At 67.2% G+C, this 23,526-nt stretch carries 23 protein-coding genes and 2 pseudogenes; 15 read left to right on the top strand and 10 right to left on the bottom strand.

The features are described from left to right. The first annotated feature begins 3 nt into the window (after nucleotides 1-3). Genes ACTJLF_RS26825 through ACTJLF_RS26815 form a run of 3 tightly spaced genes read left to right on the top strand, consistent with a single transcriptional unit; the run spans nucleotide 4 to nucleotide 2,640 of the window. A complete protein-coding gene (locus ACTJLF_RS26825; RefSeq protein ID WP_440884258.1) occupies nucleotides 4-1,422 on the top strand; it encodes an MFS transporter in 1,419 nt (472 codons plus the stop codon). Between the two features lie 49 nt (nucleotides 1,423-1,471). Then, nucleotides 1,472-2,182, top strand: coding sequence for an aspartate/glutamate racemase family protein (locus ACTJLF_RS26820; protein ID WP_440884257.1), 711 nt, complete (start codon nucleotides 1,472-1,474; stop codon nucleotides 2,180-2,182). 47 nt (nucleotides 2,183-2,229) lie between these two features. Beyond that, nucleotides 2,230-2,640, top strand: coding sequence for a PaaI family thioesterase (locus ACTJLF_RS26815; protein WP_440884256.1), 411 nt, complete (start codon nucleotides 2,230-2,232; stop codon nucleotides 2,638-2,640). 40 nt (nucleotides 2,641-2,680) lie between these two features. Here the strand turns inward: ACTJLF_RS26815 and ACTJLF_RS26810 are convergent, their stop codons facing one another. Beyond that, on the bottom strand, nucleotides 2,681-2,899 hold the full coding sequence (locus ACTJLF_RS26810; RefSeq protein ID WP_019658325.1) for a hypothetical protein: 219 nt from the start codon (nucleotides 2,897-2,899) through the stop codon (nucleotides 2,681-2,683). Between the two features lie 131 nt (nucleotides 2,900-3,030). Between ACTJLF_RS26810 and ACTJLF_RS26805 the strand changes: the two genes are divergently transcribed. The 3 genes and pseudogenes from ACTJLF_RS26805 to ACTJLF_RS26795 form a co-directional block, all read left to right on the top strand. Then, nucleotides 3,031-3,282, top strand: a complete 252-nt coding sequence (locus ACTJLF_RS26805; RefSeq protein ID WP_019658326.1) for a hypothetical protein — start codon at nucleotides 3,031-3,033, stop codon at nucleotides 3,280-3,282. 506 nt (nucleotides 3,283-3,788) lie between these two features. Next, nucleotides 3,789-4,207 (top strand): annotated as a pseudogene (locus tag ACTJLF_RS26800) (winged helix-turn-helix domain-containing protein); the annotation flags it as partial. Between the two features lie 23 nt (nucleotides 4,208-4,230). Then, nucleotides 4,231-4,746: pseudogene (locus tag ACTJLF_RS26795) on the top strand (IS5 family transposase); the annotation flags it as partial. A gap of 261 nt (nucleotides 4,747-5,007) precedes the next feature. On the opposite strand, the gene ACTJLF_RS26790 reads toward ACTJLF_RS26795, so the two are convergent. Next, the gene (locus ACTJLF_RS26790; protein WP_440884255.1) at nucleotides 5,008-5,331 is read right to left on the bottom strand and encodes a helix-turn-helix domain-containing protein; all 324 of its coding nucleotides are present in this window, start codon (nucleotides 5,329-5,331) and stop codon (nucleotides 5,008-5,010) included. A gap of 139 nt (nucleotides 5,332-5,470) precedes the next feature. Here ACTJLF_RS26790 and ACTJLF_RS26785 point away from each other — a divergent pair, with 139 nt between their 5' ends. The 5 genes from ACTJLF_RS26785 to ACTJLF_RS26765 all read left to right on the top strand — a co-directional run bounded on the left by ACTJLF_RS26785 (nucleotide 5,471) and on the right by ACTJLF_RS26765 (nucleotide 9,799). Next, a complete protein-coding gene (locus tag ACTJLF_RS26785; RefSeq protein ID WP_440884265.1) occupies nucleotides 5,471-6,034 on the top strand; it encodes a helix-turn-helix domain-containing protein in 564 nt (187 codons plus the stop codon). A 357-nt stretch (nucleotides 6,035-6,391) separates the two neighbouring features. Continuing rightward, nucleotides 6,392-6,970, top strand: coding sequence for a hypothetical protein (locus ACTJLF_RS26780; protein WP_240650253.1), 579 nt, complete (start codon nucleotides 6,392-6,394; stop codon nucleotides 6,968-6,970). Beyond that, nucleotides 6,963-8,069: a relaxase/mobilization nuclease domain-containing protein gene (locus ACTJLF_RS26775; protein ID WP_440884254.1), complete on the top strand. Its 1,107-nt coding sequence runs from the start codon at nucleotides 6,963-6,965 to the stop codon at nucleotides 8,067-8,069. Before ACTJLF_RS26780 ends, ACTJLF_RS26775 begins: the two co-directional genes overlap by 8 nt. A gap of 1,001 nt (nucleotides 8,070-9,070) precedes the next feature. Next, a complete protein-coding gene (locus ACTJLF_RS26770) occupies nucleotides 9,071-9,340 on the top strand; it encodes a helix-turn-helix transcriptional regulator (protein ID WP_440884253.1) in 270 nt (89 codons plus the stop codon). Between the two features lie 168 nt (nucleotides 9,341-9,508). Beyond that, nucleotides 9,509-9,799 carry a hypothetical protein gene (locus ACTJLF_RS26765; RefSeq protein WP_440884252.1) on the top strand — a complete coding sequence of 97 codons (291 nt, stop codon included), beginning with the start codon at nucleotides 9,509-9,511 and terminating at the stop codon, nucleotides 9,797-9,799. Nucleotides 9,800-9,846: 47 nt separating this feature from the next. Here ACTJLF_RS26765 and nadE read toward each other — a convergent pair whose 3' ends face one another. Genes nadE through ACTJLF_RS26745 form a run of 4 tightly spaced genes read right to left on the bottom strand, consistent with a single transcriptional unit; the run spans nucleotide 9,847 to nucleotide 14,507 of the window. Then, on the bottom strand, nucleotides 9,847-10,686 hold the full coding sequence (gene nadE / locus ACTJLF_RS26760; RefSeq protein ID WP_440884251.1) for an ammonia-dependent NAD(+) synthetase: 840 nt from the start codon (nucleotides 10,684-10,686) through the stop codon (nucleotides 9,847-9,849). A 25-nt stretch (nucleotides 10,687-10,711) separates the two neighbouring features. Beyond that, on the bottom strand, nucleotides 10,712-11,899 hold the full coding sequence (locus ACTJLF_RS26755) for a phospholipase A (RefSeq protein ID WP_019658308.1): 1,188 nt from the start codon (nucleotides 11,897-11,899) through the stop codon (nucleotides 10,712-10,714). Further along, nucleotides 11,896-12,369, bottom strand: coding sequence for a hypothetical protein (locus ACTJLF_RS26750; RefSeq protein ID WP_126182378.1), 474 nt, complete (start codon nucleotides 12,367-12,369; stop codon nucleotides 11,896-11,898). Before ACTJLF_RS26750 ends, ACTJLF_RS26755 begins: the two co-directional genes overlap by 4 nt. A 29-nt stretch (nucleotides 12,370-12,398) precedes the next feature. Beyond that, nucleotides 12,399-14,507: an ATP-dependent helicase gene (locus tag ACTJLF_RS26745; protein ID WP_019658306.1), complete on the bottom strand. Its 2,109-nt coding sequence runs from the start codon at nucleotides 14,505-14,507 to the stop codon at nucleotides 12,399-12,401. A gap of 156 nt (nucleotides 14,508-14,663) precedes the next feature. Here ACTJLF_RS26745 and ACTJLF_RS26740 point away from each other — a divergent pair, with 156 nt between their 5' ends. Further along, entirely contained in the window at nucleotides 14,664-15,689 is a 1,026-nt protein-coding gene (locus ACTJLF_RS26740; RefSeq protein WP_440884250.1) for an AEC family transporter, read from the top strand. On the opposite strand, the gene ACTJLF_RS26735 is transcribed toward ACTJLF_RS26740, so the two are convergent. Beyond that, entirely contained in the window at nucleotides 15,678-16,391 is a 714-nt protein-coding gene (locus ACTJLF_RS26735; RefSeq protein WP_416489612.1) for a hypothetical protein, read from the bottom strand. The genes ACTJLF_RS26740 and ACTJLF_RS26735 overlap by 12 nt on opposite strands. A gap of 236 nt (nucleotides 16,392-16,627) precedes the next feature. On the opposite strand from ACTJLF_RS26735, the gene ACTJLF_RS26730 reads away from it, so the two are divergent. Beyond that, a complete protein-coding gene (locus ACTJLF_RS26730; RefSeq protein ID WP_026346831.1) occupies nucleotides 16,628-16,837 on the top strand; it encodes a hypothetical protein in 210 nt (69 codons plus the stop codon). 35 nt (nucleotides 16,838-16,872) lie between these two features. Here ACTJLF_RS26730 and ACTJLF_RS26725 read toward each other — a convergent pair whose 3' ends face one another. The 3 genes from ACTJLF_RS26725 to ACTJLF_RS26715 all read right to left on the bottom strand — a co-directional run bounded on the left by ACTJLF_RS26725 (nucleotide 16,873) and on the right by ACTJLF_RS26715 (nucleotide 21,505). Beyond that, nucleotides 16,873-18,948, bottom strand: coding sequence for a primosomal protein N' (locus ACTJLF_RS26725; protein WP_440884249.1), 2,076 nt, complete (start codon nucleotides 18,946-18,948; stop codon nucleotides 16,873-16,875). Between the two features lie 478 nt (nucleotides 18,949-19,426). After that, nucleotides 19,427-20,536: a uroporphyrinogen decarboxylase gene (hemE, locus tag ACTJLF_RS26720; RefSeq protein WP_019658300.1), complete on the bottom strand. Its 1,110-nt coding sequence runs from the start codon at nucleotides 20,534-20,536 to the stop codon at nucleotides 19,427-19,429. 33 nt (nucleotides 20,537-20,569) lie between these two features. Further along, nucleotides 20,570-21,505 carry a LysR family transcriptional regulator gene (locus ACTJLF_RS26715; protein WP_440884248.1) on the bottom strand — a complete coding sequence of 312 codons (936 nt, stop codon included), beginning with the start codon at nucleotides 21,503-21,505 and terminating at the stop codon, nucleotides 20,570-20,572. A gap of 73 nt (nucleotides 21,506-21,578) precedes the next feature. On the opposite strand from ACTJLF_RS26715, the gene ACTJLF_RS26710 reads away from it, so the two are divergent. Beyond that, nucleotides 21,579-22,304 (top strand): SDR family oxidoreductase, encoded by a 726-nt coding sequence (locus ACTJLF_RS26710; RefSeq protein WP_440884247.1) that lies wholly within the window; start codon nucleotides 21,579-21,581, stop codon nucleotides 22,302-22,304. Nucleotides 22,305-22,491: 187 nt separating this feature from the next. Continuing rightward, a complete protein-coding gene (locus ACTJLF_RS26705) occupies nucleotides 22,492-23,508 on the top strand; it encodes an alpha/beta fold hydrolase (RefSeq protein ID WP_440884246.1) in 1,017 nt (338 codons plus the stop codon). Nucleotides 23,509-23,526 lie beyond the last annotated feature (18 nt).

The raw sequence follows: 23,526 nt of genomic DNA, 5'->3' as shown, positions 1-23,526 counted from the left end.
CGCATGAACGACAACGCCCAGCCCGTCCCGGCCTCGGAAGGCGCCTCCAGGCGCATCGCGCTCACGGTGGCGGCCGCCTTCTTCATGGAGACGCTAGACGCCACCGTCATCGTCACGGCGCTGCCGGCGATCGGGGCCACCTTCGGCATCGGCGCGCTGGACGCGAGCCTGGGCGTGACGGTCTACCTGATCGCGATGGCCGCGCTGGTGCCGGCCGCCGGCTGGTGCGCGGGCCGCTTCGGCGCGCGGCGGGTGTTCGCGCTGGCGGTCGGGGCCTTCACCCTCGCCTCGCTGGCCTGCGGGCTCGCGCCGAGTTTCGAGTTCTTCGTCGCGGCGCGCGTGCTGCAGGGCGCGGCCGCGGCCTTCATGTCGCCGGTGGGCCGGCTGGTGGTGCTGCGCGAAACGCCGAAGCACCGGCTGATCGAGGCCATCGGCACCATCACCTGGCCGGCTCTCATCGCTCCGGTGATCGGGCCTCCGCTTGGCGGGCTGATCGCCACGCATGCGTCGTGGCGCTGGATCTTCCTGCTGAATGTGCCGCTGGGCCTCGTCGGCCTGTGGCTGATCATGCGGCTCTTTCCGCGCCGGGCCGACGCGGCGCCGGCGCGCTTCGACGCCGCCGGCTTCGTGCTCACCGCCATCGCGCTGGCCGCGCTGGTCGAAGGCCTCACGCGGCTGGGCGGGCCGCAGCCGGGCTCGGCCTTCACGCTCGGCCTGCTGGCCGCAGGCGTGGCGGCCGCCATCGCCGCGGTGCGCCACGCGCGGCGCGCGGCGGCGCCTTTGCTCGACCTTCGTGCGCTGGCGGTGCCGACCTATGCGCTGGCCACGGCGACCGCGGGCTTCGTCTCTCGGGTCGCGATCAACGCCTCGCCCTTCCTGCTGCCGCTGATGTTCCAGATCGGCTTCGGCATGAACGCTTTCCAGGCCGGCTCGATGCTGCTGGTCTACATGGCTGGCAACCTCGTGATGAAGAGCGCCACCACGGCGGTGCTGCGGCGCTTCGGCTTTCGCCGCGTGCTGACGGTAAACGGCGCGATCTGCGCCGCCACGCTCTTCGGCTGCGGGCTGCTGTCGCCGGGCGACCCGCTGCCGTGGATGTGCGTGCTGCTCTTCGTGGCGGGCATGGCGCGCTCGATGAACTTCACCGCCATCGGCACTCTGGCCTTCGCCGACGTGCCCGACGAGACCCGCGCGGGCGCCAGCACGCTCGGCACCATGCTGCAGCAGGTGTCGCTCGCGCTCGGCGTGGCTCTGGGCGCGATGGTGCTCGGCGCCTCGCAGGCGTTGCGCGGCGCGCCCGCGGTGGAGCTCGCCGACTTTCGCCATGCCTGGTACGTGGTCGGCCTGCTGATGGCCATCGCGGCGCTGATGACGCTGCGGCTCGACCGCCATGCCGGCGTGGCGGTGTCGCGCAGGGCGTGAGAACATCGTCCGCCTCTTTTCTGCCACTTCGTTTCCGGAGACATCTTCCATGCCATTGCACATCGGCATCGTCGGCTGCTCGGCCGAAGGCGCCGCGCTCTGCTATCGCACGCTGTGCGTCGAAGGCGCCAGCCACATGGGCCACGCCCATGCGCACCCCGAGGTCTCGATGCACACGCACTCGCTCGCGGCGTACGTGGACTGCCTGGACCGCGGCGACCTGAACGGCGTCGCGCAGCTGATGCTGTCCTCCGCAGGCAAGCTCGCCGCGGCCGGCGCCGACTTCCTGATCTGCCCCGACAACACCATCCACCAGGCGATGCACCTGGTGCTTGCGCAATCGCCGCGGCCATGGCTTCACATCGCCGAGGTGGTTGCAGCCGAGGCGGTGTCGCGCGGCTTCCGCAGCGTGGGCGTGCTGGGCACGCACTGGCTGGTGAACAGCGAGGTCTACCCGCAGGCGCTGTCTGCAGCCGGGCTCGAAGCCGTGCGGCCAGGCGCCGACGAGCGTGCGGAGATGGGCCGCATCATCATGGACGAGCTCGTGCGCGGCGTGATCAAGCCCGAGTCCACCGACGTGCTGCGGCGGATGGTCGACGGGCTGAAGGCGCGCGGCTGCGATGCCGTCGTGCTGGGCTGCACCGAGCTTCCGCTGGTGCTGGACGACGGCAACTCGTCGCTGCCGACGCTGGACTCGACCCGCCTGCTGGCACGCGCCGCGCTGCGGCGCGCGACGGCTGCAGCGGCGGCGACCGCCTGAGCCTTCGCCTTCATTCGTTCCTCGACACCACAAGCAAGGAGACGCTCATGCCCGACATCGCCTCGATGCAGAAGCTGCTGGACACCATCTTCCCCGGCCTCATGGGCGTGAGGCTCACCGAACTCGCGCCCGAGCGCGTAGTCGCGCAGATGGAAGTCCGCCCCGACCTGTGCACCGCCGGCGGCATCCTCCATGGCGGCGCCTACATGGCCTTCGCGGACACGCTGGGCGCAGTCGGCACCATCGTCAACCTGCCCGAAGGCAAGCGCACGACGACGACCGATTCGAGCACCAAGTTCATCGCCGGAGCACGCGTGGGAACGACGGTCACCGGCACCAGCGTGGCGCTGCACCGCGGGCGCACGACCCAGGTGTGGCAGACCACGATCGCCAATGCAGATGGAATGCTCTGCGCAGTCGTCACCCAGACTCAGCTGGTGCTCGACGCGGCAGCCTGAGCGTCGCTGCTGCTGCCCTCAGCGCTGATGGAAGCGGCCCTCAGGCCCGCTGCCGACGCCATCGCCCAAGCTCCGCCCGACCGAGCGGCGTGATGCGCAGGATCATGGCGGACCGCCTCAGGCGTTCGCCCGGCTCGGGAAGCCTCGCCTCGATGAACCCGGCCGCCGCAAGGACGGCCGCGCAGTGGATATCGGCCTCCTCCAGGATGGCCAGCGGGAAAGACGCCTCCTCGATCCGACGCAGAAAGTCCATCGGCATTGCTGATGATCCTCGCAGGTGCGCGCTTGCTTGTTCTTTTAGCTATGGCTCGTCGTCGTGGCTCCCCGCGACGATTGTGCAGCGTGCGGCCCGCCCAACTGTAGGCGCGGGCCTGCCGCTACGATCAGCCGATGACTACGCTGTACCTGCAGATGACCGAGAAGCTCTCCGCGCACTGGAGAGAGAACAACAACGCCTACCCCCGGAAGTTCGTGCTCAGCCCCGCACTGCGCGACCAGTATCTGCGCGACCTGTCGCTGATCACCATCCCTGGCGAACGCGACATGAGCGCGACGAAGCACATGGGAGTGCCCATCGAGATCGCGGAAAACACGCCGGGGGTGATGGTGGCTGCCGACGGGACGGAGGTGGCGCTGCAGTGAAGCAAGTCGCCGTCGACCTCACCGCCGATGGACCTGATCTGACAATGCAGGAGGCCGCACGGATCGCAGCGAGACGAGCGCAAGGCAAAAGGCGCCGCAACCGCGAGAGTTGCAGCGCCTTGCTGAATCTGGTGACTGGGGCGGAATCGAATAATTCTGCGCAACCCTCGCCAGCACTCGCTTTCGCTCACTGCTCCTGTTCTCTGGGCACACCTTCGGGTACACCAGACCATTTAAGGTCGTGCGGTGCGAAAGTTAAAATGGTGCTCTCCGTACGACCTAGGTCAGATTATCGCGCACTGGAGCGGCGAGAAGAATGCCTCAACCGCACAATTCGATAGCCGGTCAGTATCCATGGATTTGTGGGCCGTCATGGGGCGTGACAGAGCTGGGCCATGTTGGAAAAGTCTGCCGGCCAAGCCGGCTGATGCGTTGTCCGACCCGGCAATGATCTTGAATCTTAGGAATTCGCCCTCCTGCTTGGACGATGGAAGGCCCGACCTGAGATCGCTGTAGCACGAGGTCGGCACGAAGGGCGTGTGCAAGTAGTTCGACTGCGGAAGGCGGGTCGAACGTAAGACAGATAGGACTGAGCCACGCGGGCGTGTTCGACGTCTGCAAGAGTCATCAGGCGACTGGAGTCAAGGCGCTGCAAGATGCGCCTCAAGCTTGGCAATGGACGGCGCTTGGACGCGGCTCAGGAAACGGCAGCACGCAAGTTGATCACCGGCAAGACGCCAGATCAGCTGAAGATGGGCTATACGTTGTGGACGCGTGCGGCAGTGGGTGAACTCGTCGAGCAACGCTTTGGCGGACGACTTCCGGTGCACACGGAGGGGTGTTTACCAGGCGCGCAGCGGTTTCGCGCCCCAGAAGCCCTGGAAGAGGGCTTACAAGGCAGTTTCCCGCGGCGATGAAGAAGTGGCGTGGAAGAAGACCTTGTGAGGCACCGGCACGATCGTAGATGCGACGATCATCAGCGCGCCCAGTTCCACGAAGAACGCTGACAAGATGCGAGATCCAGAGATGCACCAAGTGGCCAAGGGCAAGAACTGGTTCTTCGGAGTGAAGCTGCACATTGGCGTGGACAGCCGCACGGGGCTGGCCCACAGCGCGGTGGTCACTGCGGCCAACGTGCACGACAAGCACCCATTGCCCGAACTGCTGCACGGCGAAGAGTTGAAGGTCTACGGAGATTGCGCCTATGCGGGCCAGCAGGAGTTGATCGCCAGCAAGGCGCCTGCGGCGCTGGACTGCACCAACGGGCGTGTGCGCAAGGTTGATGGCGAGCCCGATGAGAGCCAGCGTCTGAGCAACCGCAAGAAGTCCAAGGTGCGCGCGCAGGTCGAGCACGTTTTCGCTGTCGTCAATAGACTGTGGGGCTTCAGCAAGGTTCGATACTGTGGACTTCACAAGAATGCGACCAGGCCATTCACGGCCCTTGCGCTGGCCAATATCTACATGACCCCGAGGGCTGCTGCTGGTGGGCGTGCGCACGTAAAACGCCCAAGGGCGCGGCAATGCTCAAGCAGGGCGGAACCCCCTCATCCTGAATACCGATCAGCGCAATACAAAGCGTGCAGCACGCTCGATGCAGAAAAAGGGTGGTACTTCAGCGTAGCCTTAGATATCTCTTGGCTCTCTCAGCCTTATCGAATACTAGGTGAGCCTTGGACTTGCGGCATAAACCAGTGCTAGTTTTCGTCCGCACCTCCAAACCAAGACTCAGGTCAATCTCAGCTTCTTGCGCGGTCTGTCAAGCGCCTGAAAGAACTCAGAAGGCTGCATTTCCAGGGTTGCAATGATCTTGAGGATGTTGATGAGCGCGAGATTATGTTCGCCTCGCTCTATGCCGCCAATGTAGCTGCGATCGATTTCACATGCGTCGCCGAATGCCTCTTGAGAATAGCCAAGTTCTTTTCTGCGCCGTCGCACCGCTTCGCCAAACAGTACGAGCTCTGGCACTTTCTTCCTGGTAACTGAAACCCTGTTGACCATTCCGAGATGGTCAGTATTGCGGGAATAAAACACCACGGGATAAAATATCACGGGATATAGTTACCATGACGAGGTGAACTAAATGTCTCTGACATTGCTCCCGTCGCCGCTGCCAAGCGTACGCGCGGTGCGGCTTCCCGCTTCTGCATCACCTACAAGGCGGCAGAATCCAGCACCTGCGGCACGCAGCCTGTCCCTGGCAATAAGGGGGGCGCAAGTGAGAGCTCTGCGTATTGCGGCAGGAATGTCTGCGGGGCAACTGGCCTTGGCGGTGGGGATTTCTGCGTCGATGCTCTCGCGCATTGAGCGCGGCCTAGTCTCGCCTTCGGTGGAGACGCTGGAGCGGCTCGCGCAAGGGTTGCACGTGCCGGTCTCGCGCTTCTTCTGCGATCAGTCGCGGCGCACGGACTTCTGTCAGGTGCGGGCAGGGCAGGGGCTCGTGGTCGACCGCATAGGGGCCGTGGCGGGCTACCGCTACGAGCTGCTGGGCCACCTTTTATCGGGCAACTTATTTATCGAACCCTACTTGGTAACGCTGCTGCCGGGCGCCGACCCCTACATGACCTTCCAGCACCCGGGTCTGAAGTTCCTGTACTTCCTGTCCGGTGAAGTCAGCTACCGCTATGGCAGCAAGATGGTCGAGGTGAAGGCAGGAGACTCGCTGCTCTTTGAGGCAAGTGCGCTGCATGGCATCGAGTCCATCCACTCGGGACCGGTCTCCTACATCTCGGTGGTTTTCACACTGCGCGACTAAGTTGCTCGCCGAACTGTCAGGCTTGCTGAGGGAGGCCGATGCCGGCCCGACTCATCGATTTGGGATTCGCACATACCAATTTCTTTTACTTCTCTCAGCTTCGGTGTTCGGCATGCCGAATGCCGAGACAGCTCCGGCCGGTCTATCAAAAGCGGCGTCCTTCTTGTTCGATGAATGGCGAGGCATCTATCAGACAGTCATGCAGAGCGCTCTGCGTAAGCACGATGGATGATGCATGCCGGCAGCTTAGACACGATAGTTGCGGGAAGCGGGAGGAGTTTTGAGGGGGGAGTCCTTGTGCGGCTGTGAGGGCAGGATAGACTGCCGTCAGACATTGTTAACAGCGATGGCGTCGCGATGACCAAGACCTCTCGATCGAGCGTGATTGGGATCCGGGTGTCAGCCGAAACCCGGACACGGTTTGCCGCACTCGCGGCACGTCATCAACTCACCGAGGCAGGCCTGCTCGCCAAGCTCGTCGACGAAGTTCTGCGCACCAATGCACCGACCACGGTGTCGTCCTCCACTCATGCCCCGCGCGCTTCGGACACGGGCCGTCTTTCCGAAGATCGGATCACGCTGCGGCTTCGCGCGGACGATCGCGCCCTGATCGCTGACCGGGCCGAAGCTCGGGGCATGAAGCCGGGCAACTACCTGGCCATGCTGATCCACAACCACCTGCACGGACCCGTGGTGCTGCCACCGGAAGAGCTCAACCAGATCGAGGCGACCTGCGCACAACTGGCCGCGCTCGGACGGCAGTTTCGGATGTTCGGCTTGCCGAACACCGCCACACAGCCGCAGGCCTCCGAGATCATCGATGCACTTGCGCTTGCCCGAAGGGAGATCGAGCAGGCGCGCCGCGCGACGGCCGCCATCGTGCAGCGCAACCTGGTCAGCTGGGAGACCCGCGGCCGCGAGGTGGACCATGCCTAAGCAGACGCTGCGGCTCGCACGCGGCGGTCGCAAATCCGCCGATGGCGTGCGCGACATGACGCTGGACATCGTGAGCTATGGTCGACGTGGACCCGGTGGCACGCTGCGCTTCGGTTCCGGCGAGATTGCGCAGATCCAGCGCACGGTGGGACGCACGCCCGAGGTGTTGGTGAAGGTTTCTGGTGGCGGGCGCGACACCGGTGGCGTCGAGGCGTACCTGCGCTACATCAGCCGGCACGGCAAGGTGCCCCTCGAGACCGATGAGGGACCTGCCATGCAGGGCCGCGGGGCGCCCAGGGAGATCGTCTTCGACTGGCAACTGGACCTGTGCAGCAGCCAGTACAGGCCCAAGCCGGCCCCAGGCCAGAAGGACAGCCGCGCGAAGCTCGCCCATAACATCGTGCTGTCGATGCCGCCGGGTACGCCTCTAGACAAGGTGCTCGCAGCGGCACGCGTGTTTGCCCGGGAGAACTTCGCGATGCAGTACCGCTACGCCATGGTGCTGCACACTGACCAGCCACATCCGCACGTGCACCTCGTGGTCAAGTGCGAGCACGAGTTCGAGCCTGGCAAGCGTCTGTATATCCGCAAGGAGACGTTGCGCCGATGGCGCGAACAGTTCGCCGCGCTGATGCGGGAGCAGGGCGTCGCGGCCAACGCGACGCCGCGGCAGGTACGCGGCCAGACCCGCAAGCCGCTGAAAGACGCCATCCATCACCGGCTGCGTGCGCTTCGGGCGTTCGGGCGGCTGGCACCAGATGAGCGGGCAGGTCGGCGGCCGCCGAAGACTTCGAGTTTCATGCGGGCCAAGCTCGGGGCCGTGCTGCGGGCCCTACAGACAAAGCGAGACACCCTGGATGCCGGCAGAGATGAGATGCAGCGCACGCGGCAGGAGGTGGCGGCAGCCTGGCAGGCGACCGCCGATACGCTGAGAAGGCAGGGGCAGGCCGAATTGGCCGAGCGCGTGGAGCGCTTCATCGAACGCATGCCTGCCGTGCAGACCGATGAGCGGCGCATGGCTGAGCGCTGGAAGGATGCGGAGCGAAACCGGGCGCAGGAGCGTAAAGATGCCAAAGCACTTGGAGTGCACGTTCGGTGAGCCAGGAGCTTTATCCAGCGGCCGATGAACCTTGATGTTGGGAACTGGTTCTGCGCCCCTAGCGAGTGCCACCGATTTCGCTGAGGCCGCCCTTGGGGGCTGGCGCGCGGGTTTCATCGCCCGCGACCGCAAGCACTGTTTCATTTGCTCGAATTGCATCTCGCAGGCCGCAATGACGAAACGCAATGCCCACGCGCCATGCCTGCGCGACGCCGTACGACTTGCTCGTTTCGATTATCGATGTCCGTCTGGCCTTGCCACACGACGGGCCGACTGTTCCGCGTCTGCCGGACAGAGGCCGAGTCGGTGATGCCAATCGGGTGAGCCCAGTCGCGTCCTGATCGCCTGCACTCGACGCCGCGTTTGCAGCTTCTCCGTTGCGTTCTCACCCCGTCGTTGTTTGGCAATCCTGAGCGAAGCACGAATCCCATCGTGTGTGCTGAGCAGGAAGAGCGGCGATGACAGCGCCTTGCCGTACGAGCGGGAATTTCCCATCGGCCATCTATGCGCCACGTGCCGCGCATCGAGGGCGGATCGGGTTTACTTTGAGGACAGTCGCACTCTCATGTCGTTGGCGTTCTAGGTAGTCGCTTGGCAAAGAGGCGGTTCTTGTTCGAGGCGCGGCCCGCGTCTGTTTCTCGGTGAGTGTTACGCAGCGCACTTATGAATACGAGCGGATGCGCAATGACGCCAGTCTTGCATTGGGCTGCAGCCCTGCTGCGGTGTCGCCGTCTGGGAGGGCGGCCACTGACGCCGAAAGATAGGGGTTGTCTACTGTGAAAGTTGTTAGTTACCGGAAGTCGTGAGTCGTCGCATGCTCACGCGCATCCACACGGGAGCGAGTCTTAAGAGGCGCTCGATACGGTCGCAACGCTGAAGTCTGGATGGTTTTGCTGCTGGTTTCGGCGCCGGTGCTGCTGCTGTCCGGATTCTTCAAGTCAGAGATCGCCGCCGGTATTCAGGTAGCTGCTTGAGACTCGAACCAGCTTCAAGGAGTTGTCATGCATTTTGGACCCCATTCCAGTCACCGCCGTGTTGACCTTTCGAGCGCGGAAGGGCCCGAGTTCTTTCGCATGCACGATGTGATACGCATCACCGCGCTGAGCCGCGCGACCCTATATCGCAGGATCGCTGAGGGCAAGTTTCCAGCTCCTGTGCACTTGGGTGGACGCGCCTGCGGATGGCCGCGTGCCGCACTGCAGCGCTGGGTAGATGACCCGGAGGGGTACGTGGATGCCCACGGGCCGGCCGACCTCAATACTCGAGCCTGACACGCGCCCGCGGTCCAACGACTCCTACCGGGCTGTTAAAAATTCCAGTTGCCCATGACCCCTGAAGACTGAGAGGGTGTCGTGATCGACATCGCCACGTGGCGATGTGCGCGCGGGACTGCCGCGGGGATGTAATCCTCGGGGAGGGCAGGCACTTGGCGGTCGAAGATGTTCTTTGCCGACAGACTTGTCGACGACAGCGAGCCCTTTCCGCCCCATGTGCCTATGACGGCGGACGCGCGTTACGCCTACGTGGGCGCCAACATCGGCGTGCCCTCGATGCAGGTGGTGCACAAGGCGCCCGACGGCTCCCAGGTGCGCTGGACCCTGTACGACGCCCAGGGCCAGGCCGTCCGCAGCTACGACGCGGTCGTGCGCGGCAACGCTTACGAAGCCAGCATTCCGGCGCCCTACGCCGCCGAGATCTCGGCCGGGCGCTGGAAGGTCGTCACGCGCTGAGGCAGCGCGGGAAGGCGAGGCGGGGCGGGGCGGGGCGGGCGCCGCGCTCAGAACGGCTCGACCGGCAGCGCGCGCTTGTGCGCGCTCTTGCGATGCGTGGAAAGAATGATGCGACGCGCCTCGGCCGACACCGGCTTGCCTTCGAGGAAGTCGTCGATCTGCTCGTAGGTGACGCCGAAGGCGTCCTCGTCGGGCTTGCCCGGCACCAGCGACTCGAGGTCGGCGGTCGGCACCTTGAAGACCAGCGCGTCGGGCGCGCCCAGCAGCTGCGCCACCGCTCGCACGCGGCGCTTGTTGAGGCCGGTCAGCGGCGTGATGTCGGCCGCGCCGTCGCCGAACTTGGTGAAGAAGCCCATCAGCGCTTCGGCCGCATGGTCGGTGCCGATGACGATGCCGTCGTGCGCGCCGGCCACCGCGAACTGCGCGATCATGCGCTGGCGCGCCTTGATGTTGCCGAGCACGAAGTCTTCATGCGCCGCATCGCGGAACTCCAGGTCACCGGCCTTCAGCGCCGCGAGCATGGCGTCGGCCGCAGGGCGGATGTCCACCGTGATCGTGCGGTCGGGCTTCATCACCGCGAGCGAGGCCTGCGCCTCGGCCTCGTCCTTCTGCACGCCGTAGGGCAGGCGCATCGCGATGAAGCTCGCGTCGTAGCCCGTGGCGCGCAGCTTCTCGACCGCGCGCTGCGCAAGGCAGCCGGCGGTCAGCGAATCGACGCCGCCGCTGATGCCCAGCACCAGCGTCTTCAGGCCGGTCTGCTTCAGGTAGCTTGCGAGAAAGTCGACGCGCCGCTCCAGCTCGCGGGCTGCATTGAAGACGGGCGCGACATGCAGCGCCGCGATGATCTCGCGCTGCGTGTCGTCGACGGGGGTGAGGTCTGCGCTCATTGGTTTTGTCTGCGTATGAAAGAGGTCAGAAATCCACGAGGCTGAGGCCGATGCTGAGCACCGTGCGCTTGCGGTTGTAGTCCACCAGCGTGTCGCCATAGCCCGAGAACAGCTGCGTGTGGAAGCGCAGGTTGCTCTTGGTCGGGTCGCCGATGGCTTTCAGCCATTCGAGGCGGATCGAGCCGCGGCCGCTGTCGCGCAGGTTGTTGCGCACGGTCACGGCGAGCTGGTTGTCGCGGTTGAGGTTCCAGCGGCCGGTGATCTCGGCGCGGCCGATGTAGTCGGCGATGTCGGGGTTGTCGTCCTTCGCGGCGCTTTCGGAGATGCGCTTCCAGATGCGGCCGGTGATGGTGAAGCGGTCGTCCAGCTCGGCGCCGCCCATCAGGTACACGCGGTTCCAGCTGCGCGACAGCGGCAGGCTCTGTCCGTTGGACTGGTGCACGATGCCCAGGCCGGCATAGCGCCAGCGCCAGCCGCCCGGCAGCTTGAAGTCGGCCGGGTAGACGTACATCAGCTCGGGCTCGTGGTCGGTGGTGCGGAAGGGCCGCGAGATGGAGCCGTTGAACAGCTGCCAGGTCGACTGCTGGCTGTAGGCGAACCACAGCGAATCCTTCTTGACCGGGTCGTTCTGCGTGAGCAGGCCCTGCGCGAGCTTGGTGCGCACCGACAGGCCGATGCGCATCTCGTTGGCCTGGTAGGCCACGGGGTCGGCGGTGTGGTCCGGCGAAGGCGAGGTCGGCGTCTCCGGCTTCTTGGTGGCGGCCGAGACCGACACGTTCAGCGGACGGTAGCCGCGGAAGCCGAAGGTGCCGCAGTCGGTGGCGTTCTCCAGTTCCCAGAAGCGCGAGAGCGCCGAGTACTGGCGGTCGCGGCAGCCCTCGGTGGTGGCCACCGAGACCACGCGCGTGGCGGGCACCGATCCGTCCACCGGCGGCTGCGTGCTCGCGAGCACCGGCGGGGCAGGCGGCACCGCGGCGGCGGGCAGCGTCTGCTGCTGCGCCCAGCGGTCGAAGCAGGCCAGGCGGGCCTCGTTGTTGGCGCCGAGCGCGGTGCACTGCTGCCAGGTGAGCTGCGAGTCGGCCAGCGGGCTCGGGGGCTTGTCCACGGCCTGCGCGTGCAACGCGCCCGCCGTACCGCCCAGGCAGGTCGCCACGGCGGCGAGCGTGCCGAACCCGAATCGGGACCGCGGGATGATCTTCTTCGTCTTCGTCATGGCTTCTTTCCTTCCTGTGCCACTGTCTTGCTGAGCACGAACGGGTGCGTGCTCTCGTCGGCCGCATTGCGCCAGGTGCCCCTGAATTCGCGGCCGCACGAGCCGGCCTGCAGCTTGCCGGACCAGACGCCGCTGATGGCGCGCCCGTCCTGCGACTCGTCGATGGAGAGCGCGCCTTCGTCGTCCACGTCGCCCGCGAGCTGAGCGACCGTGGCCTTCGCCGGGTTGGCGCCGTTGCGCGTGATGGTGCCGCGCACGCCGTCGTAGTCGGGGTGCTTGCCGAGCTGCACGACGGCCACGGCCGGCAGGTTGTCGAAGCGGGCTTCCCAGCTGCCGTAGAGCGATTCCAGCGGCAGGTCGCGCGCGTCGGTGGGGCAGTCGGGGTTGCCGCCTCTCATCGAGGCGCAGCCCGAAAGGAGGGCAATGGCGCCGGCGAGCAGCGCAGCGGTCGCGGTGGTCTTCTTCTTCATCGTGTTCGTCGTCGTCCTCGCTGTCGTCCTCATGGCGCCGAGGCGGCCGCTGCCGCCTTCGCCGCGCTGTCCTGCGCCTTGCGCGCGAACTCGGCGCGCAGCGCCTTGAGCTTCTCGCGCGGGTCTTCCCTGGTGGTGGCCTTGTCCAGGCCCATCTCGGCGATGAAGCGGCTGGGCACGCAGGGCACCATCTCGCGGCCCTGCTTGCGCTTCTTGGTCCAGCTCACGGCCAGGCTGCGCTGCGCGCGCGTGATGCCCACGTACATCAGGCGGCGCTCTTCCTGCAGGCGCTGCAGCGTGTCTTCGCTGACCTGCTGCTGGCGGCCGTTGTCGTCGTCGAGCTTGAAGGGCAGCAGGCCCTCGCTCACGCCGATGAGCATCACGTGCGGCCACTCGAGGCCCTTGGAGGCATGCAGCGTGGAGAGCGTGACCACGTCCTGGTCCTGCTCGCGCTCGCTGATAGTGGACAGCAGCGAGATCGTCTGCGCCACCTCGAGCAGGCTCTTGCGCTCGCTCTCGATGCCGCCGCTGTCGGCGCCGGATGCGTCGTCGAGCGTGCCGCCGGCGCGCTGCGACATCCAGTCGACGAACTCCAGCACGTTGGTCCAGCGCGAGGCCGCGGCGGCCTCGCTGTCCTCGCCGTCGTAGAGGTGCTTCTCGTACTCGATCTCCTTGAGCCAGTCGAGCATGAAGGTGCGCGAGTCCTCGGCGCCCATGGTGCGGCGCGCACGGTATTCGAGGTCGTTGATGTAGCGGCCGAACTCGTGGATGCCCTCGAGCGTGCGCTTGGGCAGCACGCTGGGCAGCGAGGGGCTGAAGAGCGCCTCGAACAGGCTCAGCTTGTACTGGCTAGCGAAGGTGCCGAGGCTGGCGAGCGTGGTGTGGCCGATGCCGCGCTTGGGCGTGGTGATGGCGCGCAGGAACGCCGGGTCGTCATCGTTGTTGACCCACAGGCGGAACCAGCCGCACAGGTCCTTGATCTCGGCGCGGTCGAAGAAGCTCTGGCCGCCGGAGACCTTGTACGGGATCTGCGCCTTGCGCAGCGCCTGCTCGAACACGCGCGCCTGGTGGTTGGCACGGTAGAGGATGGCGAAGTCGCGGTACTCCTTGTACTGCTTGCCCTGCGTGGTGGCCTCGCCCGCGCGGATGCTGATGATGCGAGCCACCGCGCGCTCGGCCTCGTGCGCCTCGTTGTCGGCATCGACGATGCGCACTGGCTCGCCTTCGCCGAGTTCGGAGAACAGCGTCTTCGGAAAGAGCTTCGGGTTCGGCCCGATCACGTTGTTGGCCGCACGCAGGATGGCGCTGGTGGAGCGGTAGTTCTGCTCCAGCTTGATGACCTTGAGCTTCGGATAGTCGACCGGCAGCTTGCGCAGGTTGTCCAGCGTGGCGCCGCGCCAGCCGTAGATGGACTGGTCGTCGTCGCCCACCGCGGTGAAGTGGCCGCGCTCGCCGGCCAGGGCCTTGAGCACGTCGTACTGCGTGGCGTTGGTGTCCTGGTATTCGTCGACGAGGATGTGGCCCATCTTCGCCTGCCACTTGGCGCGCACTTCGGGGAACTCGTACAGCAGCTTCAGCGGCATGCCGATGAGGTCGTCGAAGTCCACGCTCTGGTAGGCCAGCAGGCGCTCCTCGTAGCGCGCCATGATCTTCGCGGTGATGCGCTCGTTGTCGTCGGCCGCCTGGGCCTCGGCCTGCGCGGCGTTCAGGCCCATGTTCTTCCACTTGCTGATGGTCCACTGCCAGATGCGGGCGGTGGCCGCGTCGGTGGTGCCGCCGGCGTCCTTCAGGATCTTGGTCACGTCGTCGGCATCGAGGATGCTGAACGCGTTCTTCAGGCCGAGCACGCTGCCGTCCTCGCGCATCATGCGCACGCCCAGCGCGTGGAAGGTGCACACCACCACCTTGCGCGCGTCCTTGCCGATGAGGTCTTTCGCGCGCTCGCGCATCTCGGCGGCGGCCTTGTTGGTGAAGGTGATGGCCGCGATGCGCTGCGGCTCGATGCCCGACTGGATCAGCCGGCCGATCTTGTGGGTGATCACTCGCGTCTTGCCCGAGCCCGCGCCGGCGAGCACCAGGCAGGGACCGCTCATGTAGTTGACCGCTTCGAGCTGTGCGGGATTGAGACCGTGGGACATGGGAGGAAAAGAGAACCGAGGAAGCCGGAAAGTGCCGCCGCAAACGCCGTGGGGAACGGCCGGCGCAAAGCGGGCAATGATACGGGGCCGGCGCTTTTGCGGCTGTAGGCGCGCAACGCCGATGCATCCCCCGGCAGCAGGCAACGACAATGGGGTGTGCTGGCTGTATTCCTTGTTACTTTCCCTTTCTTCGCGCTGATCGCGGCCGGCCACGGCGCGGCGCGCGCCCGCATCCTGCCGCTGGACGCCATTCCCGGCCTCAACACCTTCGTGCTGTATTTCGCGCTGCCGTGCATGCTGCTGCGCTTCGGGGCCGGAACGCCCATCGGTCAGCTGCTGGACGGCAGCGTCGCACTGGTTTGGGGCATCTGCGCGCTGGCGGTGGTGGCGGGCGTGGTGGCCTTCACGCGGAATGCGCGCGTGGGCTGGAACGACGCCGCCTTCGGCGCGCTGGTGGCCGCGTTCCCGAACACCGGCTTCATGGGCGTGCCGCTGCTGGTGGCCATCCTCGGCGCGCAGGCGGCGGGGCCGATCATCATCACGATCGCGTTCGACCTGGTCGTCACTTCCTCGCTGTGCATCGCGCTCTCGCGGCTCGACGGGGCCGGGGAGGCCGGGCGGCACGGTGCCATGCTGGCGGCGCGCAAGGCGCTGCGCGGCATCGTGGTCAACCCGATGCCGTGGTCGATCCTGCTGGGCGTGCTGCTGTCGGCCGCGCGCTGGACGCTGCCGGGCCCCGTCGAGCGGACCGTCGCCATGCTGGCCGACGCGGCCTCGCCGGTGGCGCTCTTCACCATCGGCGCGGTGCTGGCCCGCTCGGCGCTGCTGGCGCGCGAGCACGACGCGAGTGCGGCCGTGGCCGAGGCCATGGGCGCCACCGGCCGCATGCTGGCGGCCAGGGCGCCGTGGAGCGACGTGCTGCCGGTGGTGGCGGTGAAGCTCATCGTGCATCCGCTGCTGGTCTGGGGGCTGGGGCGGGGCGCCATCGCGCTGGGGCTGCCGCTGTCGCACGCGGCACTCGTCGTCATCGTGCTGGTGGCGGCTCTGCCGAGCGCGAGCAACGTGTCGATGTTGGCCGAGCGCTTCGGCGCGGACAACGGGCGCATCGCCCGCATCATCCTGTGGACGACGGTGATCGCCTTCCTGAGCTTTCCCCTGGCAGTGAGCGCGCTACGGAGTTAGCACGCCGAGCTTGAACGGATCGGCATCGGCCAGGCGCTCGCACTTCGAGAAGTCGCGGCCCTGCGTGCCGTCGCAGTAGTAGGTGTTGTAGATGCGGCCGAAGAGGGTGGGGCTCGCGGTGAAGAGCACGCCGTGGTCGGGCTGCCAGTTGTCCTTGGCGTCCCCCGCTGCAGAAGGCGCCGCGCTGGTCTCGATGGGCTTGGCAACGGCCGAGGTGGGCGTGAATTCGGCCAGCGTCTTGTGGGCCTCGTCGCCGCGCCAGCGCACGGCCAACTCGGCGGCGGTGGGGCGTTGCGCCACCGGAAGCAGGATGCCGTTGACCTGCGGGCCGTAGCCGAAGCGATGGGTCTTGCCGGCCAGGAAGGCGTAGGCGCAGGCTGCCATGCACTGGCCGCGCACTTCGGTCTGCACGCCGCTCGCGCGGATCGCGTCGGCAAAGGCGCCGGCCGCATCGGCGGTGCCGCCGAAGGAGTCCTCGAAGACCACGGTGTGGATTGTTCCGCTGGTCAGGCGGTCGGTGAATTCCTTGATCGCGCTGCCGTCGAGCATGCCCGACACCACGAGCCGGCTGCCCTGCAGTTCCAGTTCGGCCGCAGCGGCGGGCGGCGCGGCGAGGGCAATAGCGAGGCCGAGGAGGCCCACGAGGCCGGAGGGGCCCGATGCCAGCGAGAGGGACCAACCACGAAGAGACGGCGGTTTCACGGTGACCTACCTTTGCGACCAGTAGCGAGGCAGTTTGGAGTTCGCGATCCGCGGCGGGTTCGCGTCTTTACAGCTTGTGCAGCGCAGCGAGCGCCGTCAACTTATTTTTCACATATTTTCGGTAATCCTGGGCATGCCGTAAGGCATAGCTGTCGGCTACCACTTCAGATGAATGCTTGGGTTTGCAGATGCGCTGCTACAGTGTTCACAAGTCAAAGATGTGAATGGGGCGCGCGATGGCAATTCTGGTTCGCATCCTTCTGTGGCTGGCCTGGCTCTCGGCCGTCGGCTGGTTCTGGCATGCCGGCAAGTTCGGCACCGCCACCGCGATCGCGCTCGCCGCGCTGAGCCTCGTGGTGTTCGCATGGCCGGTGGGCGTCGCGCGGCGCAGGCACGACGAACTGCGCTATGTCGACATGGGCAAGGAGCCGACGGGCTACCACTGAAACCGCGGTCTCAGGGCCTGCGGACGCCGCCGGCGTCAGATGCTGTGCGGATCGACGTCGATCAGCCAGCGGATCACCCCCTTGCCCTCGGGCGTGCGCCGCAGTTCGTGCAGCAGCGGCTGCCATGCCGCAAGCAGCTTCTGCAGCGCGGCGCGCGAGGGGCTCTCGATCAGCATCTGCGCACGCTCCACGTTCGCCACGCGCTGGATCGCCAGCGGCACTGCCGGGTAGCGCGTGACGATGTCGGCGCCCGGCAGCGACTCGGCCTGGTCGGCCGCCGTGTTCAGGAAACCCTGTGCCACCGACTGCTCGCGCGCGTCGGCCCGCAGCAGCGCCTGGAAGGCGAAGGGCGGCATGCCGGCGGCGTGGCGCTCGTCGAGCTGCTGCGCGGCGAATGCGGTGTAGTCGTGCCTGCGCAGCGCCATGAAGAGCGGATGCTGCGCGTGGTGCGTCTGGATCCACATCTCGGCCGTCGCGCCCTGCGCCGCGAGGTACGCGGCGTCGCGGCCCGCGCGGCCGGCCGACTGCATCAGCAGGCTGAAGAGCCGCTCCGGCGCGCGGAAGTCGCTGGAGAACAGCGCGCCGTCGGGGTTCACCGCCGCCACCAGCGTGATGCGGCGGAAGTCGTGGCCCTTGGCGATCATCTGCGTGCCCACCAGCACGTCGACCTCGCCCGCGTGCACGGCGGCGAGCTGCGATTCGAGCGCGCCCTGCTTCTTCGTGCTGTCGGCGTCGATGCGTGCGATGCGCACCGCGCTGCCGTCGGGCCGCTTCACCGATGAGAACAGCTCCGCCAGGTGCTCCTCGAGCCGCTCGGTGCCGCGGCCGACCGGTGCGATGTCGGGATTGCCGCAGGCCGGGCAGGCGCGCGGCACGCGCTCGGTGAAGCCGCAGTGGTGGCAGCGCAGCGTGCGGTCGATCTTGTGGAATACGCGATAGGCGCTGCAGTGCGGGCATTCGCTCTTCCAGCCGCAGTCGCCGCAGGCCAGCACCGGCGCATAGCCGCGTCGGTTGAGGAAGATCATGCTCTGCTCGCCGCGGGCGATGCGCTGGCCGATGGCGTCGAGCAGCGCGCCCGAGATCACCGTCTTCGGCGGCTGCAGGTTCATGTCGACCAGCCGCACGGCGGGCAGCTCGCCCGCGCCGATGCGCGAGGGCATGGCCAGCCGCACGTAGCGACCGCCCGGGTCCTCGCCTTCGGCGGGGCGGCTCTGGTGCCAGCTCTCGAGCGAAGGCGTGGCCGAACCCAGGATCACCTTGGCCTTCTCGCGCTGGCCGCGCCACACGGCGAGGTCGCGTGCGGAATAGCGCGCGCCCTCCTGCTGCTTGTAGCTGGGGTCGTGCTCCTCGTCGACCACGATGAGCCTGAGCGCCGGGATCGACGCGAACACCGCCATGCGCGTGCCCAGCACGATGCGCGCCGCACCGCTGTGCGCGGCCAGCCAGCTCGCCAGGCGCTGCGGGTTGGTCATGCCGCTGTGCAGGGACACCACCGCCTCGTCGCCGAAGCGCGCCTTGAAGCGGGCCTCGAGCTGCGGCGTGAGGTTGATCTCGGGCACCATCACCAGCGCCTGCGCCTCGGGCTCGCGCGCGAGCAGGTCGGCCACGCAGCGCAGGTAGACCTCGGTCTTGCCGCTGCCGGTGCTGCCGGCGAGCAGGAAAGTGCCCGTTCCCTCGTCGATGCGCGCCAGCACGGCCGCCTGCTCCGCGCTCAGCGCCACCGGGTTCGACGACTCGGCCGTCTGCGTGACCGGCCCGGCCGCGCTCTTGCGCTTGAGCCGGCGTGCGAGCTGCGCGGTCGACAGGTCGCGCAGCTGCGGCGGCAGGGCCGCGAGCGCGATCTCGCCGATCGAGCGCTGGTAGTAGCGCGCGGCGAAGGCCACGAGGTCGCGCCAGCCTTCGCCCAGCGGCGCCAGCGCGTCGAGCGCCGCGCCTACCGGCTTGAGCGCCATGTCGGGCTCGGTGCCTTCCAGCGAGACCGGCTCGTTCCAGACCACGCCCAGCACCTCGCGCCTGCCCAGCGGAACGCGCACCAGCGTGCCCGGCGGCAGCGGCTCGGCGCCCGCGTAGCTCAGCAGATCGCCGAGCGCGGCGTGCGCGGGCGTCTGCACGGCGATGTCGAGCCGCCACGGCAGTGCCGAGGGGGCGCCGTTCGTCGGCTGGTCGCTGTCGTCGAGGGGCAGGCCGGCGGGGAAGATGGGAGATCCTTCTTGGAGCGGTTTGTTAATGAGACTTTGAGCAAGACCACTTAAGTCGTTGATTTTCCAGCGCTTTGGATCCCATCCAGAGTTCCTGTGGATAACTTTGTTGACAAGCAGGCCCGACACGCTGCCAAGCCTTGAAAATCAAGGCTCCGGCTGGATTGCCCGGAAAAAATGCAAAGTTCAAATCCTATACAAATCAACGACTTAGCTTTGCTATCTCTTTGGAAGCAAGGAAGATGGGTAACCCGCGAATCTTGCGCACTGCAGCACGCGTTTTGTGCATAAGTGGGGTTGCATATACCGTTTTTGCGCTTGACAAACGGCTGCGGACGGCTTCTTCCGGGTTGCCGCGACCGCGCCGGCCCGGCACCCGCCGTTAACAATCTCAGGCCCGCATCGCCCGGGACTTCGCGTGCACCGCGGCCACCAGGGCCGCCACGTGCTCCGGTGGCGTGAACTGGCTGATGCCGTGCCCCAGGTTGAAGATGTGGGTCGGGCCCGGGGCCGTGCGGTCGGCGTGGGGCTTGCCGAAGGCTTCGAGCACCTTGGCCACTTCGGCCTCGATCTGCGCGGGCTGCGCGAACAGCACGTTGGGGTCGATGTTGCCCTGCAGGGCCTTGGCCTTGCCGTCGGCGCCTTCGGCGACCTGACGGCGCGCGGCGGCCAGGTTCACGGTCCAGTCGACGCCCAGCACCTGGCAGTCGAGTTCGCGCATGTCCTGGAGCCAGAGGCCGCCGCCCTTGGTGAACACGATGCGCGGCACCGGCTGGCCGTCGGCCCCGGTGCGCTTGAGGCCGGCCAGCACGCGAGCGGTGTAGGCGAGGCTGAATTCCTGGAACGCGCCGTCTGCCAGCACGCCGCCCCAGCTGTCGAAAATCATCACGGCCTGCGCGCCGGCGTCGATCTGGGCGTTGAGGTAGGCGGCCACCGAGTCGGCATTCACGGCCAGCAGGCGGTGCATGAGGTCGGGACGGCCGTAGAGCATGCTCTTCACCAGGCGGTAGTCGCTGGAGCCGGCGCCTTCCACCATGTAGCAGGCCAGCGTCCACGGGCTGCCCGAGAAGCCGATCAGCGGAACGCGGCCGTTCAGCGCCTTGCGGATCGAGGCCACGGCATCGAACACGTAGCGCAGCTTCTCCATGTCGGGCACTTCGAGCGCCCCCACGGCGGCCTCGTCGCGCACCGGGCGGGCGAAGCGCGGGCCTTCGCCGGCCTCGAACGACAGGCCCAGGCCCATCGCGTCGGGCACCGTCAGGATGTCGGAGAACAGGATGGCCGCGTCCAGCGGATAGCGCTCCAGCGGCTGCAGCGTGACCTCGGTGGCGTAGCCGGTGTTGGTGGCCAGGCCCATGAAGCTGCCCGCCTTGGCACGGGTGGCGACGTACTCCGGCAGGTAGCGGCCGGCCTGGCGCATCAGCCAGACGGGCGTGTGGTCGGTGGCCTGGCGCCAGCAGGCTCGCAGGAAAGTGTCGTTTTGCAGGGGGGCGAAGGGCATCCGGCGATTGTCGCAGGGGTGTGTCCTGGTCTCTCAGGCAACCGGCTTGCCGCCGAACGCGTCCGCCACGAGGCCGATGAGCCACTGCAGGGCCGGATCGGCGTCGTGCGCGGCCGCCCACAGCACGGACACCTCGTAGGCCGGCGTCTCGAAAGGCAGGGGGCTCACCGCCAGCCCGAGCGCGTCGCGCCAGGTGGCGGCGGCGAAGGTGGGCACCGTGGTGATCGCGGGCATCTGCCGCACGATGAAGGGGCTGGTCGCGAAGTTGCGGCTGGAAAAGACGACCTTGCGCGTGTGCCCCTTTTCGCGCAGCAGGTCGTCGACGAGGCCGCTGAGGTCGGCGCTGAACGAGGTCAGCAGGTGCGGGTGGCGCAGATACTCGGCGAGCGTGATCTTCCCGCCGCGCAGCTTCACGAGCGTGGGGTTGTAGACGCAGACGAAGTGCCAGCCGAACAAGGCGCGCTGTCGGTGCCAGGCGGCGCAGTCGGTGAACACGCCCGCCGCCAGTTCGATCTCGGCCGCATCGAGCATGGCGGGCGCGTTCGTGCGGTCGGCCTCGCGCGCGATCAGCCTCACGCCCGGCGCCTCCGTGGAGAGCCGCTGCATGAGCCGGGGCATCAGCGCCACTTCGAGCACATCGCTCAGGCCGATGCGGAACACACGCTCGGCTTTCGCCGGATCGAACGCGGGCCGCGCATGCAGCGCCTGCTGCAGCGACAGAAGCAGCGGCTCGATGACGCACGCGAGCTCCAGCGCGCGGGGCGTCGGCGTCATGCCATGCGACGTGCGCACAAACAGCTCGTCGCCCAGCGCGGCTCGCAGGCGCTTGAGCGCGCCGCTCAATGCAGGCTGGCCGATGAACAGGCGCTGCGCCGCGCGCGTGACGCTGCGTTCGTGCAGCAGCGCGTGGAACACCAGCAGCAGGTTCAGGTCGAGCCGCCTGAAATCACTTTCGTTGATGTATTCCATGATTCCAAACGATTTGAATGATAGTGCCGCGCTCCCTAACCTGAGGTCTCTTCCAGCATTCAAAGGAATCGACATGGCCCAGAAGGAACGGCAACAGACGGTGGTGGTGGTCGGCGGCTCGTCGGGCGTGGGGCTCGAGACCGTGCGGCGCATGGCGGCGACCGGCGCGCGCGTGATCGCCACGGGACGCGACAACGGCAAGCTGCAGGAGGCGATCGGCGGGCTTGGCGCGAACGTCAGCGGCGCCGCCTTCGACGCCTGCGACCGGCGTGCGCTCGAAGCCTTCTTCGACAGGACCGGCCCCATCGACCACTTGGTGCTGACGCTCAGCGGCGGCGAGGGCGCGGGCGAGTTCGCGCAGCTCGACCTGCAGTCGCTGCGCCGCGGCTTCGAGGCCAAGTTCTGGCCGCAGCTCGAGGCCGCCCAGGCCGGCGCACGCGTGCTGCGCAAGGGCGGCAGCCTGACCTTCGTGACGGCGATTTCCGCGCGCAACTCGCTGCCGGGTACGGCGGGGCTGGCGGCGATCAACGGCGCGATCGAGGCCATGGTGGGCAGCCTGGCGCGCGAGTTGAAGCCGAGCCGTGTGAACGCTGTGTCGCCGGGCCTGGTCGACACGCCCTGGTGGGACCGCGTGCCAGCCGCGATGAAGGACGACCTGTTCCGCCAGCAGGTCGAGACGCTGCCCGTCGGCCGCGTGGGCCGGCCGCAGGACGTGGCGCATGCGATCCAGTTCCTGATCGAGAACGGCTACACCACGGGCACCGTCATCGAATGCGACGGAGGGCTGCGGCTGGTGTGAGTCGAAGCGCTTGCAGCACCCGAAAGCGCCTGCGCCGGGACATGCATCGTGCGGGCATCGAAAAGTTTTGTTGAAAAAACGCGGGCGGATACAGAGCGATACGCAGGACCGGGCGAACGGCGGTTCGAGGGGTGACAGTCGGATCCATCGACCTTCCACCACAACCTCCAGCCATCCAGGAGAGCCCATGACATCGTCGCTCCAACTGCCCCGCAGAACCTTCCTCGCAGCCGCCGCCCTCGGCGCCGCGGCCGCCCAGCTCGCGGCACTCACGCCGGCCTTCGCCCAGGCCGCCGGTGCGTCCCGGCGCCTCGAGCCGCTCAAGAGCATCGATGCCGGCACGCTCAACATCGGCTACTACGAAGCGGGCCCGGCCGATGGTGCGCCGGTGATCCTGCTGCACGGCTGGCCCTACGACATCCACATGTTCGTCGACGTGGCGCCCGCGCTCGCGGCGGCGGGCTTCCGCATCATCGTGCCGTACCTGCGCGGCTACGGCACCACGCGCTTCCTGTCGGCCGACACGCCGCGCAACGGGCAGCAATCGGTGGTGGCCGTGGACATCATCGCGCTGATGGATGCGCTGAAGATCCAGGTCGCCACCGTCGCCGGCTGCGACTGGGGCGCGCGCACCGCCTGCATCATGGCCGCGCTGTGGCCGCAGCGCGTGAAGGCGCTGGTCTCGGTGAGCGGCTACCTCATCGGCAGCCAGGAGGCCGGCAAGGTGCCGCTGCCGCCGCAGGCCGAACTGCAGTGGTGGTACCAGTACTACTTCGCGACCGAGCGCGGCCGCGCCGGCTACGAGAAGAACCGCCACGACTTCGCGAAGCTCATCTGGCAGACGGCGTCGCCCAAGTGGAACTTCGACGCCGCCACCTTCGATCGCAGCGCGGTGGCGCTCGACAACCCCGACCACGTCGCGATCACGGTCCACAACTACCGCTGGCGTCTCGGCCTGGTCGAGGGGGAGGCGAAGTACCAGGCGCTGGAGGACCGGCTTGCCAAGGCCCCGGTGATCGGCGTGCCGACCATCACGCTCGAAGGCGACGCCAACGGCGCTCCGCATCCGGAGCCCGGCGCCTATGCGAAGAAGTTCTCGGGGCGCTACGAGCACCGGCTGGTCAGCGGCGGCATCGGCCACAACCTGCCGCAGGAGGCGCCCGAGGCTTTCGCAAAGGCGGTGATCGACGCCGCGCGCGGTTAAAGCTGGCACTACCCTGAG

It is taken from the genome of Variovorax sp. 22077 (assembly GCF_052044195.1).
Classification (GTDB): Bacteria; Pseudomonadota; Gammaproteobacteria; order Burkholderiales; family Burkholderiaceae_C; genus Variovorax; species Variovorax atrisoli.
The sequence above is the reverse complement of the archived record's forward strand: the minus strand, read 5'-3'. Positions and strand labels throughout refer to the sequence as shown.

What these genes read in the sequence shown, in the direction of transcription:
- ACTJLF_RS26750 (WP_126182378.1), bottom strand. Translation starts at nt 12,369, where the DNA reads ATGAAGAAGAAGACCACCGCGACCGCTGCGCTGCTCGCCGGCGCCATT.
- nadE (WP_440884251.1), bottom strand. Translation starts at nt 10,686, where the DNA reads ATGAGCGCAGACCTCACCCCCGTCGACGACACGCAGCGCGAGATCATC.
- ACTJLF_RS26825 (WP_440884258.1), top strand. Translation starts at nt 4, where the DNA reads ATGAACGACAACGCCCAGCCCGTCCCGGCCTCGGAAGGCGCCTCCAGG.
- hemE (WP_019658300.1), bottom strand. Translation starts at nt 20,536, where the DNA reads ATGCCCTTCGCCCCCCTGCAAAACGACACTTTCCTGCGAGCCTGCTGG.
- ACTJLF_RS26715 (WP_440884248.1), bottom strand. Translation starts at nt 21,505, where the DNA reads ATGGAATACATCAACGAAAGTGATTTCAGGCGGCTCGACCTGAACCTG.
- ACTJLF_RS26730 (WP_026346831.1), top strand. Translation starts at nt 16,628, where the DNA reads ATGGCAATTCTGGTTCGCATCCTTCTGTGGCTGGCCTGGCTCTCGGCC.
- ACTJLF_RS26705 (WP_440884246.1), top strand. Translation starts at nt 22,492, where the DNA reads ATGACATCGTCGCTCCAACTGCCCCGCAGAACCTTCCTCGCAGCCGCC.
- ACTJLF_RS26815 (WP_440884256.1), top strand. Translation starts at nt 2,230, where the DNA reads ATGCCCGACATCGCCTCGATGCAGAAGCTGCTGGACACCATCTTCCCC.
- ACTJLF_RS26820 (WP_440884257.1), top strand. Translation starts at nt 1,472, where the DNA reads ATGCCATTGCACATCGGCATCGTCGGCTGCTCGGCCGAAGGCGCCGCG.
- ACTJLF_RS26805 (WP_019658326.1), top strand. Translation starts at nt 3,031, where the DNA reads ATGACTACGCTGTACCTGCAGATGACCGAGAAGCTCTCCGCGCACTGG.
- ACTJLF_RS26710 (WP_440884247.1), top strand. Translation starts at nt 21,579, where the DNA reads ATGGCCCAGAAGGAACGGCAACAGACGGTGGTGGTGGTCGGCGGCTCG.
- ACTJLF_RS26775 (WP_440884254.1), top strand. Translation starts at nt 6,963, where the DNA reads ATGCCTAAGCAGACGCTGCGGCTCGCACGCGGCGGTCGCAAATCCGCC.
- ACTJLF_RS26770 (WP_440884253.1), top strand. Translation starts at nt 9,071, where the DNA reads ATGCATTTTGGACCCCATTCCAGTCACCGCCGTGTTGACCTTTCGAGC.
- ACTJLF_RS26745 (WP_019658306.1), bottom strand. Translation starts at nt 14,507, where the DNA reads ATGTCCCACGGTCTCAATCCCGCACAGCTCGAAGCGGTCAACTACATG.
- ACTJLF_RS26810 (WP_019658325.1), bottom strand. Translation starts at nt 2,899, where the DNA reads ATGCCGATGGACTTTCTGCGTCGGATCGAGGAGGCGTCTTTCCCGCTG.
- ACTJLF_RS26755 (WP_019658308.1), bottom strand. Translation starts at nt 11,899, where the DNA reads ATGACGAAGACGAAGAAGATCATCCCGCGGTCCCGATTCGGGTTCGGC.
- ACTJLF_RS26765 (WP_440884252.1), top strand. Translation starts at nt 9,509, where the DNA reads ATGTTCTTTGCCGACAGACTTGTCGACGACAGCGAGCCCTTTCCGCCC.
- ACTJLF_RS26780 (WP_240650253.1), top strand. Translation starts at nt 6,392, where the DNA reads ATGACCAAGACCTCTCGATCGAGCGTGATTGGGATCCGGGTGTCAGCC.